This window comes from Sphingopyxis sp. GW821-FHT10B01 (assembly GCF_059415685.1).
Genome location: NZ_JBWKNS010000001.1, coordinates 161,323 through 179,157, shown reverse-complemented (window position 1 = coordinate 179,157; position 17,835 = coordinate 161,323). Strand labels below are relative to the sequence as shown.

At 65.1% G+C, this 17,835-nt stretch carries 20 protein-coding genes, 1 tRNA gene and 1 pseudogene; 17 read left to right on the top strand and 5 right to left on the bottom strand.

Going from position 1 to position 17,835, the window contains the following annotated elements; all coding sequences use genetic code 11:
• Window positions 1-74: 74 nt before the first annotated feature.
• Window positions 75-821 (top strand): SIMPL domain-containing protein, encoded by a 747-nt coding sequence (locus tag AC07NV_RS00750; protein WP_495164427.1) that lies wholly within the window; start codon window positions 75-77, stop codon window positions 819-821.
• Between the two features lie 109 nt (window positions 822-930).
• Here AC07NV_RS00750 and AC07NV_RS00745 read toward each other — a convergent pair whose 3' ends face one another.
• A complete protein-coding gene (locus AC07NV_RS00745) occupies window positions 931-1,611 on the bottom strand; it encodes a prolyl hydroxylase family protein (RefSeq protein WP_495164426.1) in 681 nt (226 codons plus the stop codon).
• Between the two features lie 114 nt (window positions 1,612-1,725).
• Between AC07NV_RS00745 and AC07NV_RS00740 the strand changes: the two genes are divergently transcribed.
• The 12 genes from AC07NV_RS00740 to AC07NV_RS00685 all read left to right on the top strand — a co-directional run bounded on the left by AC07NV_RS00740 (window position 1,726) and on the right by AC07NV_RS00685 (window position 11,397).
• Window positions 1,726-1,802 (top strand) — tRNA-His (locus AC07NV_RS00740).
• A 97-nt stretch (window positions 1,803-1,899) separates the two neighbouring features.
• Complete coding sequence (locus AC07NV_RS00735; protein ID WP_495164425.1) at window positions 1,900-2,949, top strand: Glu/Leu/Phe/Val family dehydrogenase; 1,050 nt, start codon at window positions 1,900-1,902, stop codon at window positions 2,947-2,949.
• Between the two features lie 142 nt (window positions 2,950-3,091).
• Complete coding sequence (locus tag AC07NV_RS00730) at window positions 3,092-3,445, top strand: YbaN family protein (RefSeq protein ID WP_495165135.1); 354 nt, start codon at window positions 3,092-3,094, stop codon at window positions 3,443-3,445.
• Between the two features lie 96 nt (window positions 3,446-3,541).
• Window positions 3,542-4,276, top strand: coding sequence for a heme ABC transporter permease CcmC (gene ccmC / locus AC07NV_RS00725; protein WP_495164424.1), 735 nt, complete (start codon window positions 3,542-3,544; stop codon window positions 4,274-4,276).
• A gap of 2 nt (window positions 4,277-4,278) precedes the next feature.
• On the top strand, window positions 4,279-4,434 hold the full coding sequence (locus tag AC07NV_RS00720; RefSeq protein ID WP_495164423.1) for a hypothetical protein: 156 nt from the start codon (window positions 4,279-4,281) through the stop codon (window positions 4,432-4,434).
• Entirely contained in the window at window positions 4,431-4,868 is a 438-nt protein-coding gene (ccmE, locus tag AC07NV_RS00715) for a cytochrome c maturation protein CcmE (RefSeq protein WP_495164422.1), read from the top strand. The genes AC07NV_RS00720 and ccmE overlap by 4 nt, the downstream gene beginning before the upstream one ends.
• Complete coding sequence (locus AC07NV_RS00710; protein ID WP_495164421.1) at window positions 4,865-6,835, top strand: heme lyase CcmF/NrfE family subunit; 1,971 nt, start codon at window positions 4,865-4,867, stop codon at window positions 6,833-6,835. Before ccmE ends, AC07NV_RS00710 begins: the two co-directional genes overlap by 4 nt.
• Complete coding sequence (locus AC07NV_RS00705) at window positions 6,832-7,362, top strand: DsbE family thiol:disulfide interchange protein (protein WP_495164420.1); 531 nt, start codon at window positions 6,832-6,834, stop codon at window positions 7,360-7,362. The genes AC07NV_RS00710 and AC07NV_RS00705 overlap by 4 nt, the downstream gene beginning before the upstream one ends.
• The gene (locus tag AC07NV_RS00700) at window positions 7,359-7,790 is read left to right on the top strand and encodes a cytochrome c-type biogenesis protein (protein WP_495164419.1); all 432 of its coding nucleotides are present in this window, start codon (window positions 7,359-7,361) and stop codon (window positions 7,788-7,790) included. Before AC07NV_RS00705 ends, AC07NV_RS00700 begins: the two co-directional genes overlap by 4 nt.
• Window positions 7,787-8,443: a tetratricopeptide repeat protein gene (locus AC07NV_RS00695; protein WP_495164418.1), complete on the top strand. Its 657-nt coding sequence runs from the start codon at window positions 7,787-7,789 to the stop codon at window positions 8,441-8,443. The genes AC07NV_RS00700 and AC07NV_RS00695 overlap by 4 nt, the downstream gene beginning before the upstream one ends.
• Before the next feature lie 44 nt (window positions 8,444-8,487).
• On the top strand, window positions 8,488-10,449 hold the full coding sequence (locus AC07NV_RS00690) for a potassium transporter Kup (RefSeq protein WP_495164417.1): 1,962 nt from the start codon (window positions 8,488-8,490) through the stop codon (window positions 10,447-10,449).
• A 102-nt stretch (window positions 10,450-10,551) separates the two neighbouring features.
• Window positions 10,552-11,397, top strand: coding sequence for a hypothetical protein (locus AC07NV_RS00685; protein WP_495164416.1), 846 nt, complete (start codon window positions 10,552-10,554; stop codon window positions 11,395-11,397).
• Between the two features lie 77 nt (window positions 11,398-11,474).
• Here AC07NV_RS00685 and AC07NV_RS00680 read toward each other — a convergent pair whose 3' ends face one another.
• From AC07NV_RS00680 to AC07NV_RS00665, 4 genes are all read right to left on the bottom strand, one after another.
• Window positions 11,475-11,600, bottom strand: coding sequence for a hypothetical protein (locus tag AC07NV_RS00680; protein WP_495164415.1), 126 nt, complete (start codon window positions 11,598-11,600; stop codon window positions 11,475-11,477).
• Window positions 11,601-11,662: 62 nt separating this feature from the next.
• A complete protein-coding gene (locus AC07NV_RS00675) occupies window positions 11,663-12,634 on the bottom strand; it encodes an NAD(P)H-dependent flavin oxidoreductase (protein WP_495164414.1) in 972 nt (323 codons plus the stop codon).
• Between the two features lie 136 nt (window positions 12,635-12,770).
• Entirely contained in the window at window positions 12,771-13,265 is a 495-nt protein-coding gene (locus AC07NV_RS00670) for a hypothetical protein (protein ID WP_495164413.1), read from the bottom strand.
• Window positions 13,266-13,321: 56 nt separating this feature from the next.
• Window positions 13,322-14,149, bottom strand: a complete 828-nt coding sequence (locus AC07NV_RS00665; protein WP_495164412.1) for an alpha/beta fold hydrolase — start codon at window positions 14,147-14,149, stop codon at window positions 13,322-13,324.
• 126 nt (window positions 14,150-14,275) lie between these two features.
• Here AC07NV_RS00665 and AC07NV_RS00660 point away from each other — a divergent pair, with 126 nt between their 5' ends.
• From AC07NV_RS00660 to AC07NV_RS00645, 4 genes and pseudogenes are all read left to right on the top strand, one after another.
• Window positions 14,276-15,286, top strand: a complete 1,011-nt coding sequence (locus AC07NV_RS00660; RefSeq protein ID WP_495164411.1) for a GlxA family transcriptional regulator — start codon at window positions 14,276-14,278, stop codon at window positions 15,284-15,286.
• 88 nt (window positions 15,287-15,374) lie between these two features.
• Window positions 15,375-15,734, top strand: a pseudogene (locus AC07NV_RS00655) (YciI family protein); the annotation flags it as partial.
• Window positions 15,735-15,863: 129 nt separating this feature from the next.
• Window positions 15,864-17,126: an RNA polymerase sigma factor gene (locus AC07NV_RS00650; RefSeq protein WP_495164410.1), complete on the top strand. Its 1,263-nt coding sequence runs from the start codon at window positions 15,864-15,866 to the stop codon at window positions 17,124-17,126.
• Window positions 17,123-17,794, top strand: coding sequence for a DUF6445 family protein (locus tag AC07NV_RS00645; protein WP_495164409.1), 672 nt, complete (start codon window positions 17,123-17,125; stop codon window positions 17,792-17,794). The genes AC07NV_RS00650 and AC07NV_RS00645 overlap by 4 nt, the downstream gene beginning before the upstream one ends.
• Window positions 17,795-17,835 lie beyond the last annotated feature (41 nt).

Genomic DNA, 17,835 nt, shown 5'->3' with positions numbered 1-17,835 from the left:
GAACGGGTTCGCTCCGTCTGCGTTACGGGGCGGACATAATAGATGACCGAAAGCCCGGTTCACAGGAGAATGAAATGACGAAGCAAATGTTCGCCGTTATGGCAACCGGACTGGCGCTGATGGCGGCAACGCCCGCGCTCGCGCAGCAGGGAGGTTCGACGGTGACGGCAGCAACGACCCAGGGGCCGATCCTGACCTTTTCGGTCAGCGAAGAAGTGCGTTCGCGCCCCGATCAGGCGAGCGTCGGTGCCGGCGTGACGACAACTGCGCCGACCGCTGTCGAGGCGATGCGCGCGAATGCAGCGGCAATGGACAAGCTGATCGCCGCAGCAAAGGCGCGCGGGATCAAGCCCGAGGATATCCAGACGAGCGGCATCAGCCTGTCGCCGCAGTATGATTATAACAACCGGACGGACGGCCAGCCGCCGCGCTTCCTCGGCTATCAGGTGTCGAACAGCGTGCGCGCGACGACGTCGAAGATCGCCGATATCGGCCCGCTGCTCGACGCGCTGGTCGCCGCCGGTGGCACCAATATCGACGGACCGTCGTTCGGCATGAAGGATCCCGACGCCCAGCTGGTCGGCGCACGCGGTACCGCGATCAAGGCGGCCGAAGCAAAGGCACAGGATTATGCACGGCTTGCGGGCTTCCGCGGTGTCGAGCTGGTCTCGATCAGCGAAGGCGGCGGCTTTGGTCCCAATCCGCCGATGCCGATGGTCCGCATGGCGATGGACGCGGGCGCCGCGAAGGCGACCCCGATCGAGCCGGGTCAGGTCGGCAACACGCTGACGCTGAACTTCCAGTATCGTCTGGTGAAGTAAAACCGAGCTATCCCGTTCGTGTCGAACGGAGTCGAGGCACCGTGAAGGTGTAAGCTGCCGAGAGGCATCTCGACTTCGCTCGATGCGAACGGGTTTTATTGGTTGGGGCTCAGGCCAGCTCCCCCTCGGCCCATGGCCAGGGACGCTCGCGAAACCATTTCGTGATGATATATTTCCGGCCCTTACGCACCTTCATCCCGTGATGAAGCGTGTCGGCGTTCGCCGTGCCGTCGAGATGGACATTGTTCCACGCGAGAAGCTTGCCCGCCTCGGGCTGATGCATTTTTCCCGTCGCGAGGAAGCGCGTTGCGCCGCCCGCAGCGGGCTCGTTCAGATAGATCATCAGCGTCCAGCTGCGCTGGCCGGGAATCGCGCAATAGGTTTCCCAGTCGCTGCCGTGCGGATCGAAATAGTCGGTGTGTGCCTTGAATTCCTGCCCGACGTCGTAGCGCTGGCCCTGCATCGGTTCGCCATATTCGCGCGGGATGCCGGTGAGCTCGTGGAGCCGGTTGTTGACCGCGATCACCAGCGGGTCACGGTGGTCGAGGTCGCAGGTCGTGCTGGTACGAAAGGCGGTGTCGCCATTCGGGTCGGCGATCGTCGAAGGGCGCACGTCGCGGTCGATTTGCGTCATCAGCGCGGCGCATGTTTCGGCATCGAGAAAGCCGGGCAGCATGAACTGCTGCAGCTTCGGCGTCGGCGCGCGGCGGATACCCGGCACGGCAGCGAGCCGTTCCGCGGTGCGGTCGGCGCCCGAGGTCGCCATGTCGACATGTTCATTCGCAGCCATGGCGCGCTTTTTAGCAGGGAAGCGCGTGCGAACAATGCTTGACGAGCGGGGGGATGCGCGCCTATTCGCCGCGCGCTGTCGAGGGCGCTTTATGCGCCGCTCTTCGCTTATGTGGCGACCATAGCTCAGTTGGTTAGAGCGCCGGTTTGTGGTACCGGAGGTCGCGGGTTCGAGCCCCGTTGGTCGCCCCATTTTCTCTATCATCGCGTATAGACGCTTTTGGGGTGACTCGTCGCGCTCGTTGCATTATTGCGTCCTAACGTAATTTTCTAATGCGAGGATGAGCCAATGTCCGCAGTCTGGGATTTCGCCGATTTCGACGATCATGAACATGTCCACATGTTCCGCGATCGCGCCAGCGGGCTGACGGCGGTTATTGCCGTCCACTCGACTCACCTCGGCCCCGGCGCGGGCGGCGTGCGCTATTGGCATTATCCGCAGCGCGCCGCGGCGATCACCGACGCGCTGCGTCTGTCGCGCGGCATGAGCTATAAAAATGCGATGGCCGGTCTGCCGATGGGCGGCGGCAAGGGCGTCATCCTCGCCGACGAGGGCGGTGCGAAAACCCCCGAACTGCTCGCGGCGTTCGGCCGCGCGGTCGAGTCGCTGGGCGGCGCTTATGTAACCGCCGAAGATGTCGGCATCACCGACGCCGACATGGTCCAGATTGCCAAGCACACGAAGCATGTCAGCGGCCTGCCGGTGGCGAGCGGCGAAGCGGGCGGCGACCCCGGCCCGCTGACCGCGCTTGGCGTCTATCTGGGCATCAAGGCGGCGATTCGCGAAGGGCTGAACACCGACAGCGCCAAGGGCGTACGCATCGCGATTCAGGGTGTCGGCAGCGTCGGCGGCGGCGTTGCACGGCGGCTGGCGGCTGAGGGGGCGAAGCTGACCCTCGCCGACGTCAATCTGGCGCGCGCGAAGTCGCTCGCCGACGAACTCGGCGCCGAGCTTGCCGATTCGGCGGCGATCATGGAGATCGAGGCCGACGTGCTGAGCCCGAATGCGCTGGGAGCGATCCTGACCGAGGCGAGCATCGAAAAACTGCGCGTACCGATCGTCGCCGGCGGCGCGAACAACCAGCTCGCGACCGCGGCCGACGGCCAGCGCATCCACGACCGCGGCATTGTCTATGCCCCCGATTATGTGATCAACGCCGGCGGCATCATCAACGTCGCGCTCGAATATCTGGGGCAGGGCAGCCGTGAGGAAGTCGAGAGCCGCATCGAGCTGATCCCCGGCCGGTTGGCCGAGATCTGGGCCAAGAGCAAGGCAAGCGCCATGCCGGCGTCGGTGGTGGCCGACCGGATGGCGCAAGAGCTGATCGGGCGGGGATAATTGCATGCTTGTTCCCCGGCAAAAGCCGGGGCCCAGTGCCTTTGAAAGGCGAGTTTGCGCGTAGCGGCTCTGGACCCCGGCTTTTGCCGGGGAACGGGTAAGGGGCTGGCGCGGGGCATGGATTTCGCTAAGCCAGCCGTTGATGAAACGGCATTTCTACCTGATCGCGGGCTGGGCATCGCTTGGGCTCGGCGCGATTGGCGCGTTCCTGCCGCTGCTTCCGACCGTGCCGTTCGTGATTCTCGCCGCCTTTTGCTTTGCGCGCTCGTCGCCGCGGCTCGAGAGTTGGCTGCTGACGCATCCGCATTTTGGCCACCACATCGTCGCGTGGCGCGAGAAGGGCGCGATCAGTCGCAAGGGCAAGATCGCCGCGACCCTGGCTTTTGCGTTCAGCATCGTTTTGGCCGGACTCTTTTCACCCTGGCCATGGGTGATGGCGCCGGTGATTGCCGCTGCGGTGACCGGTAGCTGGATATGGACGCGGCCGGAGGGTTGACGGCGCTGTCCGATATGGCATGACCGCTGCGCCGGGTCGCGCCGGGCAAATTGCTGGACCCTCCTGTCCCGCTCGCCTAAGGACGACGCGAAACCGATGCACGCCTATGCCAACCCCACTCGCTTTCTGGCGATTGCCAAGCCGCTGACGCCTTGGTTGCTCGGCGTCGGACTGCTGCTCGTGCTCGCGGGCGGCTGGGCCGGGCTGGCGATGGTGCCGGGCGATTACAAGCAGGGCGAAACCGCACGCATATTATACGTCCACGTCCCGTCGGCGTGGCTTGGCATGGGCGGCTGGACGTCGCTGGCGATTGCCGGGCTGATCCAGCTTGTCTGGCGGCATCCGCTGTCGGGGATCGCCGCGCGCGCGATTGCGGTGCCGGGGATGCTGTTTTGCGCCTTGTGCCTGGCGACCGGATCGATCTGGGGCCGCCCGACCTGGGGGACCTGGTGGGAATGGGACGGCCGGATGACCTCGATGCTGGTTCTGCTCTTTCTCTATGCGGGCTTCATCGCACTGACGAGCGGCGACGAGGGACAGCGTCAGGGCGGATCGCTGTCGCGCGGCGCGGCGATCTATGCGCTGGTCGGCGCGATCAATATCCCGATCATCAACCGCAGCGTCGTATGGTGGAACAGCCTGCACCAGGGGCCGAGCATCACTTTGGGGGGATCGAGCATCGACGGCGCGCTGCTTTGGCCCCTCGGCTTGACCGTGCTCGGCTTTTCGCTGCTATTCGGCGCCATTGTGCTGATGCGGATGCGGCGGATCATCGCCGACAACCGCGTCGCGGCACGATTGCGACGCTTGGCCGACGACGAGGGGATCTAGACGTGACGGGGGTGATCAGCGGGGGCGGGCAATGGGCTTTTGTTGCCGCGGCCTATGCGTTGACGGTCGCTTTGACCGGCGCGGTGCTGTGGGCAAGCTGGCGCGCCATGAAAAAGGCCGAGCGGCGCAGCGATGCGCTGCGTAAGGACAGGAAATGAAGGCCAAGCACCAACGGTTGATTCTGGCGCTGGTAGCGCTGTGCGGCATCGGGGGCGCGGGTGTGCTCGCGGCGAGCGCGCTGCGCGACGAGGCCGCCTATTTCCGCACGCCGGTCGAGATCGAGGGCGGCAAGGCCGCAGTCGGCGAGCCGATGCGGCTGGGCGGAATGGTCGCCAAGGGCAGCATCAAGAGGCAGAGCGACGGCCTGACGATCCGTTTTGTCGCGACCGATGGCAAGGCTTCGGTCCCCGTCGAATATAAGGGCATCGTCCCCGATCTGTTCGGCGAGGAATCGGGCATGGTCGCCGATGGCCGGATGCGCGCCGACGGAACCTTCGTTGCCGATCGCATCCTTGCCAAGCATGACGAACGCTATATGCCGCCGCAGATGGGTGACATGCCGAAAAATATGAAAGCACCGGCGGCGACATGATCGCTGAACTCGGTCTGGCCCTGCTTTGGATAGCGGCGGCGCTCGCCTGTCTGTCGCTCGTCGCGGGGACGTTGTTCCTTCGTGGCGGTTCGAAAGATCTGGCGGCGCTTGTCCGGCCGGCCAGCGTCGCGCAAGGCGTGCTGACCGCGACGGCATTCGGCTTGCTGATCGCGCTGTTCGTTCGCTCCGACATGTCGGTCGAACTGGTCGCGCGCAACAGCAACAGCCTGAAACCGATGATTTTCAAAATCGCAGGGACGTGGGGCAATCACGAAGGGTCGATGCTGCTCTGGCTGATGATCCTGTCGCTGTCGGGCGCGCTGATCGCGATCTTCGAGCGGCGCCTGCGCGAGGATACGCTGATTGCGACACTGGCGGCGCAGGCCGCGCTTAGCCTTGGCTTCTTTGCCTTCCTGCTGTTTTCGTCGAACCCGTTCAACCGGTTGCCGGTGGCGCCGCCCGACGGGCAGGGGCTGAACCCGCTTCTGCAGGACATCGGACTCGCCTTTCATCCACCCACGCTTTACGTCGGTTACGTCGGCCTGTCGGTCGCGTTCAGCTTTGCCGTCGGCGCGTTGATCACGCGCGAGATCGGCCCGGCCTTTGCCCGCGCGATGCGGCCGTGGGTGCTCGGCAGCTGGATTTTCCTGACGCTGGGCATCACCGCCGGCAGCTATTGGGCCTATTATGAACTCGGCTGGGGCGGCTGGTGGTTCTGGGACCCAGTCGAGAATGTCTCGCTGATCCCTTGGCTAGCGGGCGCGGCACTGCTCCATTCGGTCGCTGTGACCGCAACGCGCAATGCGCTGCGCGCGTGGACGGTGATGCTCGCGGTGATCGGTTTTTCGATGTCGATGGTTGGTACCTTCATCGTCCGCTCGGGGCTGCTGACCAGCGTCCATAGCTTTGCTGTCGATCCCGAGCGCGGAACCTTTCTGCTCGCGCTGATGGCGATTTACATCGGCGGGGCGCTGCTGCTGTTCGCGATACGCGCCGGGAGCGTGGCCGAGGGCAAGAAGTTCGCGCTGCTCAGCCGCGAAGGCTCGCTCGTCATCAACAATCTGCTGCTCACAACGATCCTTGCGCTTGTCCTGCTCGGCACGCTCTACCCGATCGTCGCCGAGGCGATGGGCGAAAAGATTTCGGTGGGACCGCCCTATTATAACAAGGTCGCGGGCCCGCTCGCGCTGCTGCTCTGTCTCGTGATGGTCGCCGGGCCGCTGCTGAGCTGGCGCAAGGACGACGGGAAAAAGCTCTGGTCGCGGCTTCCCTTGGCGATTTTCGCAGGCGCGGCGGTGTTGTTCGCGCTGATCCTGTTCGGCGGCAAGGTCGGCCTGTTGCCGCTGCTGGGAATGACCGTAGCGGGCATCGTTGCGGTGGCGAGCCTTGCGCCGCTGTGGGGCCGCAATCTTCGCCGCACGCCGCTGCCGACATGGGGCATGGTGATCGCGCATTTTGGCGTGGCCGTCTGCCTTGCCGGGATGGGCGCCGAAAGTGCTTTCATCAAGGAGCGGTTGGTCGCCGCGGCGCCCGGCGACGTCATCAAGGTCGGCGATTTCGCGGTCAAGTTCGCGGGCGTGAAGCCGGTAGCGGGTCCCAACTATACCGCGATCGAGGGCACGCTGGTCGCAACCACCTCGGCGGGTAGCAGTTTCACGATGCGCCCCGAGGCTCGGACTTTCCCGGGCCTGATGGGCACTGCGCCGACCGAGACCAACGAGGCGGCGCTGCTGACACGGCCCGGCGGGCAGCTATATGCCGTACTCGGCCAGCCGGTGACGAGCGACGACGGCCGCGCCGACCGCTATCAGATCCGCCTGTGGTGGAAGCCTTTGGTGTGGTGGATCTGGCTTGGCGGGGCGCTGATCGCGATCGGGGCGGCGCTGTCGCTGCTCGGCCGCGCCCAATTGCTCACAATCTGGCGCAGCGCTCGCGCGCGCAAACGGCAGGAGCGTTTCGCGCCATGAAAAACCGCTGGGTCCTTTTTGTCCCGCTGGCGATCATGGGGCTGTTGTTCGGCGCCTTCGTCTACCGGCTGATGACGCCGCCCGACACGCTGATCCAGTCGCAGTGGATCAACAAGCCGATGCCATTGTTCGACCTGCCGCCCGCGACGGCTGGCGTCGAAGGCCTGAAGAGCAGCCAGCTTGCCGACGGGCGGCCGCGGCTGGTCAATGTCTTCGCGAGCTGGTGCATCCCGTGCCGCGCCGAGGCACCGCAGCTGGAGGCGCTGAAAGCCGCTGGCGTACCGATCGACGGCATTGCGATCCGCGATCGGCCCGACGATGTCGCGATGTTCCTGCGCGAATATGGCAATCCCTTCGACCGCATCGGATCGGACATGCAGAGCAGCGTCCAGATCGCGCTCGGCTCGTCGGGGGTGCCCGAGACTTTCCTGATCGACGGCAAGGGCATCATTCGCGAGCAGATTCAGGGTGTGATCCTTGCCGAGCAAGTGCCCGAGATCATTGCCAAGCTCGAGGCGATGAAATGAGCCTTCGCCTTGCCCTTCTATGCCTGCTCGGTGCGCTGGCGTTGCCGCTCGCGGCGCAGGATCGTCTGCCGCCCGCGCCTTATGCCTATCAGCAGCTCAAGGATCCCGCGAAGGAGGCCCGCGCAAAGGCGTTGATGGAGGAATTACGCTGCCTCGTCTGTCAGGGGCAATCGATTGCCGACAGCGACGCACCGCTCGCGGGCGATATGCGGCACGAGGTGCGCAGCAAGATCGCGGCCGGGGAAAGCCCGGCGGAAATCAAAACCTGGCTGGTCGCGCGCTATGGCAATTGGGTGAGCTATGACCCGCCGTTCGATGCGGCGACGGCTCTGCTGTGGTTGGGGCCGCTGCTTTTCCTCGCTTTGGGCGGATGGCTGGCATTTGGCCGCTTCCGTCGCGGTGAAGGCGAAGAGGAGGGCGGCGCATGATCTGGCTATGGATCGTGCTCGCCGCCGCGCTGACGATCGGCGGCATCTTCTGGCTCGGCAAACTGCCCGCCGCGGCGCGGCCGCTGGCAGGTGCGGCGGTCATGCTGGGGCTCGCGGGTTATGCGCTGCAGGGTAGCCCCTCGCTGCCGGGCAAGCCGGTGGCGAGGGCAGAGGAACCCGAGGGATTCGGGGAGGCGATCACCGACCAGCGGCAGGGCATGGCCAACCGCTTCGGGCCCGCCGCGCAGTGGCTCGGCATGTCGGATGGCTTTGCGCGCACGGGCAAGACCGAGCTGGCGGCGCAGACGCTGGAAAAGGGGCTTCAGAAATATCCCGACAATGTCGACCTGTGGGTCGGTCTGGGCAATGCGCTGGCGGCGCATGGCGGCGGTGTGATGTCGCCGGCTGCGGCGCTTGCATTCGACGAAGCCGCAAAGCGCGATCCGTCGCATCCGGCGCCGCCTTTCTTCGCGGGCCTCGCGCTGGCGCAGGGCGGCGACCTGAAAGGCGCCGAGGCGGTGTGGAGTCAGTTGCTTGCGCGCAGTCCCGCCGATGCGCCATGGCGCCCCGATCTCGAAATGCGGCTTGCGCAGTTGCGTCAGGCGTTGGGACCGCCAGTGCCGTCTCCGTCGGTACCGGCCGATGGGTCCTGATTTGAAAGCTATTCCAACCGCGCTGGCTCGTCTAAAGGCCCGCGATGACTGCTGAGTCGCAACAGGCGGCCAGCGGCGCCGACGGCGCCGCGACGGCTACCGCAGAAACGGCCCATTACGGCCATGGACATCAGAGCGATGGCAAGCTGAAGCTTGCCGTCGGCGCGGTCGGCGTGGTGTTTGGCGATATCGGCACCAGCCCGCTTTACGCATTCCGCGAGACGTTTGCCGGCCATCATCCGATCGAGGCCGACCGGCTGCACATCTATGGCGTCCTCAGCCTCGTTTTCTGGTCGATGATGCTCGTCGTCACGTTCAAATATGTGCTGACGATCATGAAAGCCGACAACAAAGGCGAAGGCGGCAGTCTTGCGCTGCTCGCGTTGATCAGCCGTTCATCGGGGGAGAAACGCTGGACCTGGCCGATCATCCTGCTCGGAGTATTCGCGACCGCGCTCTTCTACGGCGACAGCATGATCACCCCGGCGATGTCGGTGCTCTCGGCAACCGAAGGGCTGAGCTACGTCAATAAAGGGTTCGAGCCCTATATCGTGCCGATCGCGCTCGCGATCCTGATCGGACTGTTCGCGATCCAGGCGCGCGGAACGGCCAAGGTCGGTGCGCTGTTCGGGCCGATCATGCTCGCCTATTTCGTAATGCTCGCGGTTCTGGGCGTCATCCATATCGTCGATCATCCGGGCATTATCCTCCAAACGCTGAACCCGGTGAACGCGCTGCGCTTTTTCTACGTCGACGGCTTTACCGCCTTTATCGCGCTCGGCGCGGTTGTGCTCGCGGTGACGGGCGCCGAGGCGCTCTATGCCGACATGGGGCATTTCGGGCGCGGTCCGATCGGGCTGAGCTGGCTTGCCTTCGTGCTGCCCGCATTGATGCTCAACTATATGGGGCAGGGCGCGATGGTCCTCGAGGCGGAGGTCGGGCCGAGGGCCGACCTGATCGCCGATCCCTTTTTCCAGATGATGCCCGAGGCGTGGCAGCTCCCGGTCGTCATCCTGGCGATCCTTGCGACGATCATTGCGAGCCAGGCCGTGATTTCCGGGGCGTTCTCGCTGACGCAGCAGGCGATCCAGCTGGGCTTCATTCCGCGCCTGCGCGTCGAGCACACCAGTGCCTCCGCCGCGGGCCAGATTTACATCCCGGTGGTCAACTGGTTCCTGATGATCATGGTGATCATCCTCGTCCTCTTCTTCGGGTCGTCGAGCAATCTTGCCGCAGCTTATGGCATCGCGGTGACGGGGGCGATGTTCATCGACACCTGCCTGCTTTCGGTCGTGCTCTTCACATTGTGGAAATGGCCGGCGTGGAAGGCGCTGCCGGTCCTCGCGGTCTTCTTCATCGTCGACATCGCCTATTTTGGCGCCAACCTGATCAAGGTGCCCGACGGCGGCTGGGTGCCGCTGGCGATCGGCCTGATCATCTTCACGATGCTCACGACCTGGTCTCGCGGGCGCAAGCTGATGCAGCAGGAAATGGCCGACGGCGCGATGCCGATCCCGGTGTTCGTCAAATCGGCGGCGAACAGTGCGACGCGCGTTCCAGGCACAGCGGTGTTCATGACGTCGAGTTCGGACGGCGTGCCACATGCCCTGCTGCACAACCTCAAGCATAACAAGGTGCTGCACCAGCGCATCATCCTGTTGACGATCAAGGTCGCCGACGTGCCGTTCGTGCGCGAGGAAAATCACTGTGCGCTTGAGGATCTGGGGCAGGGGTTCCACCGCCTCATTCTCAATTACGGCTTCATGCAGCCGATCGACGTGCCCGATGCGCTGAAGCGCGTGACGAGCTGTGGCGGCGAGTTCAAGATGCTGGAAACCAGCTTTTTCCTCTCGCGCCAAACGCTGATTGCGGCGAGCAAGCCGGGTATGCCGATCTGGCGCGAAAAGCTGTTCGCGTGGATGCTGCGCAATTCGGAAAGCGCGATGGAGTATTTTCGTTTGCCGACCAATCGCGTCGTCGAACTCGGCAGCCAGGTTGCGATCTGACATCGCAGGCAAGGTCAACTCCCCGACATGTGCGAATAAGCGTTTGAACATCAGGACAAGTCTTGCGATGCAAGGGCGAACCCAAAAAGGCCGCGCAACACCATGGATGTCGGCAACAGCGACTCTCTGATCCTGCCGGTTCCTCCGGAACCCTTTGCGCTGATTATCGGGACTGCGATGCAGCGCGCCTCGGGCGACGAACTTGAAACCTCGCTGCGGCACATGGGGCTACGACCCGAGCGGGTCGATGCGCTTGCACTCGACATCGCCTTGCGGATCGAAACGCCGTGTTTTCGCCTGACATTCGGGGCGGTGTCCATTCTCGCCGGCCCTGCGGCGGGTGCGGCGCTGGATCTTGCCGATCCCGACCACCCATCGACCAGCTTGCTCGCGGCCAGCCTGCCACCCCGGTGGCGCGAGAGCGGTGCGTGCTGGGTTTTCATTTCCGAGCGCGATGCCGAACATGTCGGGGCGCCGCCATCATCGACCGGGCAGCCGACGCGGTTGCGCGAATTCTTCAAGATGATGGTGCTGCTGATCGACCTGTTCGATGCGGGCCACATTTTCTGGTCGCCCGCACGGCTGTGGTCCGACGCTCCGCAGTTCCGGGCGTCGATCGCCGAAATGCTGGCCAGCGGCATGCCGCCGGTGCTCCATCTGGTCGCGTTCCGCCGTCAGGAGATCGATGGCGGCGCGAGCATGGGAACGCGCGGATTGATGCTTTTCGCCGGGCAGGAACTGGAAGCGCGGATTCCCGGCGGCTGGACGGTTGCCGAAATGGTCCGGCGACTGTCACGCCTCGCGCTCGACATGATGCTCAACGGCCCCGTCCATCATGCGCGCACGATGCGCGGGTTGGAGGCGGGCGAATGGATCGACCTGCTGCCTTCGGCAAGAGGGCGGAATCAACGATCGACAGTGGCCGTCGAGTTTGGCCGCGACGGTTGATGCAGGGGCGGCGCTGGCAGGGCGCGCCGTTGCCGCAGCCGGGGTTTCAGCGCCATCACCTGATCCCGATCGCGTTGTTACAACGCCCGCAGATGGCCGCGATGTTCGAGCAGCTTCTCGCCGAAGACTTCGGGCTTCGGCATTTCGGGCGCAACGGGCTGATGCTGCCCACGTGCAGGCCCGTCGCGCTGCGGCTCGGCCATGCGCCTCCGCTTGGTTCAGGACACCACGCGGCGCGCGCTGATCGATCGGTTCTTCGGCAGCGTTACAGCCTGACCTTCGCTTCGAGCTCGCGGCGCGCGGCGAGATATTGGGCTTCGAGTTCGGCGACGAACTCGGCGACCGGGCGCACCGCGGACACCGGGCCGATGCCCTGGCCCGAGCCCCAGATGTCTTTCCACGCCTTGACCTTGGTGTTGCCGCCCGAGCCGAAGTTCATCGTCTTGAGGTCGCCTTCGGGCAGATTTTCGGGATCCATGCCTGCGGCGACGATCGACTGGCGCAGGTAATTGCCGTGAACGCCGGTGAAGAGGTTCGAATAGACGATGTCGCCTGCGCGGCCCTCGACGATACCGTTTTTATAGCCGTCTTCGGCATTGGCTTCGGCGGTCGCAATGAAGGCGCTGCCGATATAGGCAAGGTCGGCGCCGCATGCCTGTGCGGCGAGGATCGAACGGCCGTGACCGATGGCGCCCGACAGCGCGATCGGGCCGTCAAACCATTCGCGGATTTCCTGCACCAGCGCGAAGGGTGACTGGCGTCCGGCATGGCCGCCCGCGCCGGCGGCGACGGGGATCAGGCCGTCGGCGCCCTTTTCGATCGCCTTGCGTGCAAAACGGTCGTCGATGATGTCATGCAGGGTGATGCCACCCCATCCATGGACGGCCTGATTGAGTTCCTCGCGTGCGCCGAGCGAGGTGATGGTGATCGGCACTTTCCATTTCTCGCAGGTCGCGATGTCTTCGAGCAGCCGGTCGTTCGATTTATGAACGATCTGGTTGACCGCATAGGGCGCCGACAGCCGGTCGGGGTTGGCGCGGTCCCATGCGGCGAGTTCTTCGGTGGTCTGGTGCAGCCACTCGTCAAGCAAGGATTGCGGGCGGGCGTTGAGTGCCGGGAAGCTGCCGACGACGCCGGCCTTGCACTGCGCGATGACAAGCTCGGGTCCCGAAACGATGAACAAGGGCGAGCCGATCACGGGCAGGCGCAGGCGGTCGAAAATCGGGGGAAGGGCCATGAATCACTCTCCGGTTGCAGTTTGAAACTAACCTTAACGTAAACGGAAGGTCGTGCAAGCGGGTATCAGATAGCCGCCGGGACGCGACATGCCAAAGGGCGGCCCAAAGACCGCCCTTTGCGCTTTCTGAACCTCGTCAGGATGTAATCGGGCGACGGCTGGCCTTGAAGGCGAGGTAACCGAACGCGGCCGAGGCGATGAGCAGCACGCCCTGCGCCGCGGCGAACGGCGCCTCGGTTCCCGTTGGTGCGAGGGCATTGAGCGCGGGCACTTTCAGGAAGGACTGCACCACGAGCACGAACATGTTGAGATAGAGGGCGATCGTGGCGGTAATGGCATAGACGGTCGCGGCGCGGCCGGCGAGTTTGCTGCGATAATAGGCCGAGAAGGTGAAGACGAGGAGCAGCGTCGAAAGGATACCGAATCCGAGCGCCGGGGTGAAAGCAACGATCGGGAAGAGGAAGCCGGTGAGGCTGGTGAGGAGCGTCGCCCACAGGAAGATGCCGGTGGTGCGGCGAAGAAGGCGCCCGCGCGCAAAGGCGGGAAGCGCGATGAGTCCGGCAACGATGCCGATCAGGCTGATCGCGACATGGAGTGCGGTGAACTGCGGAATGGTGAGGCCGAGGATCATGACACGTCTCCTTATAAAGCGAGGAGGCGCGGTCGGGGGCCCGCGCCTCTTCCTTATCAGCTGTTGATGAATTCGAGAAGATCGGCGTTGAACCGGTCCTGTTCTGTGACGGTGAGTCCGTGGCTGCCGCCTTCGTAGACCTTGAGCACCGCCTGCTTGACGATCTTGATCGTCGAGAGCGCCGCGGCGCCGATCGGCACGATCTGGTCGTCATCGCCGTGGAGGACGAGCGTCGGCTTGTCGAACTTCTTGAGATCGTCGTTGAAGTCGCTTTCCGAAAAGGCGCGGATGCTGTCGAGCAGGCCCTTGAGGCCGCCGTTCATACCCTGCCGCACGAATTCGTCGCGCACCGCTTCGGAGACGACAGCGCCGTCGCGGTTGTAGCCGTAGAAGGGCAGGGTCAGGTCCTTGAAGAATTGCGGGCGGTTGTCGAAGGTGCCCTTGCGGATGCCGTCGAAGACGTCGATCGGCAGGCCGCCGGGGTTGGCTTCGGTCTTGAGCATCAGCGGCGGGACCGCGCCGATCAGCGCGACCTTGGCGACGCGGCTGGTGCCATGGCGGCCGATATAGCGGGTGACTTCGCCGCCGCCGGTCGAGTGGCCGACGAGGATGACGTCCTTGAGGTCCAGCTGTTCGATCAGTTCGGCGAGGTCGTCGGCATATTGGTCCATCGTGTTGTTGTCCCAGACCTGGTCCGAGCGGCCATGGCTGCGGCGGTCGTGGGCGATGGTGCGGAAGCCCTGATTGGCGAAGAAGACCATCTGGGCGTCCCAGGCGTCGGCCGAAAGTGGCCAACCGTGCGAGAAGACGATCGGCTGGGCGTCCTTCGGACCCCAGTCCTTGAAGAAGATGTTCGTGCCGTCCTTGGTGGTGATCGTGGTCATGATGTCGTTCCTTTCTTGCGGAGGGGCGATCTGTCCGTCCCGATAGGCAGGAGATAGGCCGGTCCGCCCTTGCGCGGGATTGGCGGATACGACATTATACGGGTCAAATCCGACAAAGGAGGCGATATGCCCAGGTTGAAGGTGCAGGGCGCCCCTGCCGCAATGATCGAGGTCGGGATGATGCTCTATCCCGACTGCCAGACCGGGATGGTCCACGGCATCAGCGACCTGTTCCACATCGCAGGGCGCTTCGCGGCCGATCATGATCGCGCGCCGATTCGGGTCAGCCACTGGCGGTTGCAGGACGGCGGGGGCTTTGCGCGCTGCTTCGACAGCCATCCCGAGGAGCCCGCCGACAATTCGCCCGCGGTGTTGATCGCGCCGGGGAGCCTGCACAAGCTGCTCGAGGCCGAGGAGGTGGCGCCCTATGCGCGCTGGCTGCTCGACCGCCATGCGCAGGGGACGGTGCTGGCGTCGAATTGTGGCGGGTCGTTCGCGCTCGCGGCGACGGGCCTGCTCAGCGGCCGACCGGCGACGACGCACTGGTTTTTTGCCGAGGAATTCCGGGTGCGTTTCCCTGATGTGCGGCTGGAGGTCGACCGGATGGTGATCGACGACGGCGACATCGTGACTGCGGGCGGGTTGATGGCATGGACCGATTTGGGGCTGCGGATCGTCGAGCGGTTGCTGGGCCCGACGGTGATGATGGAGACCGCACGCTTCCTGCTGATCGACCCGTCGGGGCGCGAGCAGAAAAATTATGCGAGCTTTGCACCGAAGCTGAGCCACGGCGACGAGGCGATCTTGCGCGTCCAGCACTGGCTGCAGTCGCGCGGCGCGGGGCCGGTCGCGGTTCCCGAGATGGCGGGCGAGGCGGGGATGGAGGAGCGCACCTTCCAGCGCCGCTTCAAGGCCGCCACCGGCATGACACCGGTCGAATATGTCCAGCATCTGCGTGTCGGCAAGGCGCGCGAATTGCTGGAGTTCACCAGGCGCACGGTCGACCAGATCGCGTGGTCGGTGGGTTATGAAGACGCCGCGGCGTTCCGTAAACTGTTCCACCGGATCATCGGGCTGTCGCCCAATGAATATCGCCAGCGTTTTTCGACCCCGCAGTCGCTGGCCGAGGTCGCCTGATTTTTTTCGCGCGCGTGTCGATTTTGGCGAGGCTCGTTCGTCGTGAAGATACGAGGCCGTCGTTGGCCCGGCAACAAGGAGATGGAAAATGCGTGTGATGGTTTTTGTCAAAGCGACCGAGGACAGCGAAAAGGGCCTGCCGCCGACGGAAGACATGACCGAAATGTTCGAGGCGATGGGCAAGTTCAACGAAGAACTGGTCAACGCCGGGGTGATGGTCGACGGCGACGGGCTGAAGCCCTCGTCCGCAGGCAAAAGGATCGCTTTCGACGGTCCGAACCGGGCGGTAATCGACGGGCCGTTCGCCGAGACGCGCGAGTTGGTCGCTGGTTATTGGGTCTGGGAGGTCAAGGACATGGACGAAGCGGTCGCCTGGGCGAAGCGCTGTCCGAACCCGATGCCGGGGCCGAGCGAACTCGAAATCCGGCCCTTCTACGAAATGGCCGATTTCGGTGACGCCGTGACACCCGAGATTGCCGAACGCGACCAGCGGCTGCGCGACCAACTCGCCGGCGAATGATCCCCGATGTTCGCTGCCATGCTTGCCTCGCCAGCGATCTTCGCTGAGAAGGCGGGCATGGCAGCCGACGAAACCCACCGGGCGATCGAGGCGGTGTTCCGCATCGAGCGGGCACGGTTGATCGCCGTGCTCGCTCGCATGACACGCGACGTCGACAGGGCCGAAGAACTGGCGCAGGAGGCGCTGCTGATCGCGCTGACCGAGTGGCCGAAGACGGGGGTGCCCCACAACCCCGGCGCTTGGCTGACCGCTGCGGCGAAGCGGCGGTTGATCGACGGGGTCCGGCACCACGCGATGCGGGAGCGCAAACATGCCGAAATCGCCCGCGAACTGGACGAGGATCGCGACATGAGCGCAGAGGCGGTGGAGGCGGCGCTCGACGATCCGCTGGGCGATGAGCTACTCGGGCTGATCTTTGCCGCCTGTCATCCGGTCATCGCTCCCGAGGGCCGCGCTGCGCTGACGCTGCGGCTGGTCGGCGGATTGACCGTCGAAGAAATCGCCCGCGCTTTCCTGTCGAACGAAGGCACGATCGCGGCGCGGATCACGCGGGCCAAGAAGGCGATTGCCAAGGCCGGGCTAGCGTTCGAGGTGCCGCGCGGGGCGGAGCTTTCGGTGCGGCTCGGATCGGTACTCGAGGTTATCTATCTGATCTTCAACGAAGGCTATGCCGCGACCGCGGGCTCGTCGCTCGTCCGCCCGCCGCTGTGCGCCGAGGCGCAGCGGCTGGCGCGCATCCTCGCCGGGTTGATGCCCGAACAGCCCGAAGTGCTGGGGCTGCTCGCGCTGGTCGAGATCCAGGCGTCGCGGCTGGCGGCGCGTGCCGGATCCGACGGGCGCTTTGTGCCGCTGACCGAGCAGAAGCGAGCGCGCTGGGACCAGTTGCTGATCCGCCGCGGACTGAACGCGCTGGACCGCGCCGGGGCGCTGGGCGGCGCCGACGGACCCTATGCCTTGCAGGCGGCGCTGGCGGCGTGTCACGCCCGGGCGCGCTCGGCCGACGATACCGACTGGGTCCGCATCGCCGCGCTCTACGACCGGTTGGGGCAGGTGATGCCGTCGCCGGTGGTCGAACTGAACCGCGCGGTCGCGCACAGCATGGCCTTTGGCCCCGAGGCTGGGCTGCGGCTGGTCGATGCCATCGCCGATGCCGCCGCGCTGCGCCATTATGCGCCGCTGCCCGCGGCGCGCGGCGACTTCCTGCTCCGCGCCGGGCGGAAAGCGGAGGCGAGGGCCCAGTTCGAGGCGGCAGCGGCGTTGACGGGCAACGACCGCGAACGCGATTTCCTGCTGGCCCGCGCCGCGGGGTGCGCCGAATGACAGCCTTTCGCGTCGAGACGATCGGGGCCGAAGTACAGCCGCTCGTCATCCTCGACGATTTTACACCCGATCCCGACGCGCTGCGCGCGCGCGCCGCCGAAGCCGAATTCGTCCCTGCGCTCAACCATTATCCCGGTGTCCGGGCCGATCTGCCGCCTTCCTATCTTTACGGCCAGCTTCCCTTCATCGCCGCCGCTGCCGCTGAAGCCTTTGGCCGGACGGGGCCGGTGACCGTGGTCGACGCGAGCTTTTCCATCGTGTCGGCCCCCGCCGACGCGCTGAGCATCCCCCAGCGCCTGCCGCATATCGACGCGTTCACCGCCGACCGCATCGCGCTGGTCCACTATCTGTCGCCGGGCGGCGGCGACGGCACGGCCTTTTTCCGCCACCGGGCGACGGGGTTCGAGACGGTCGACGCGACGCGGCGCGAGCTGTTTTTCCGGCATCTCGATTTCGAGATGCGCCACGGCGGGGTGCCGCCGCCGGGATATGTGCGGGGCGACACGCCGCTGTTCGAATGCATCCGGACCGAGCCGGCGCGCTACAATCGGGCGCTGCTCTATCGCAGCTGGAACCTGCACAGCGGGGCGATTTCGCCGGACAATTCGCTGTCGGCGGACCCCGGCACGGGGCGGCTGACGGTAACGGCCTTCCTTTCGATCGGCTGAAGTCTTTCCCGATCTGCGCCCGCCGCAATTTTACCACGGCT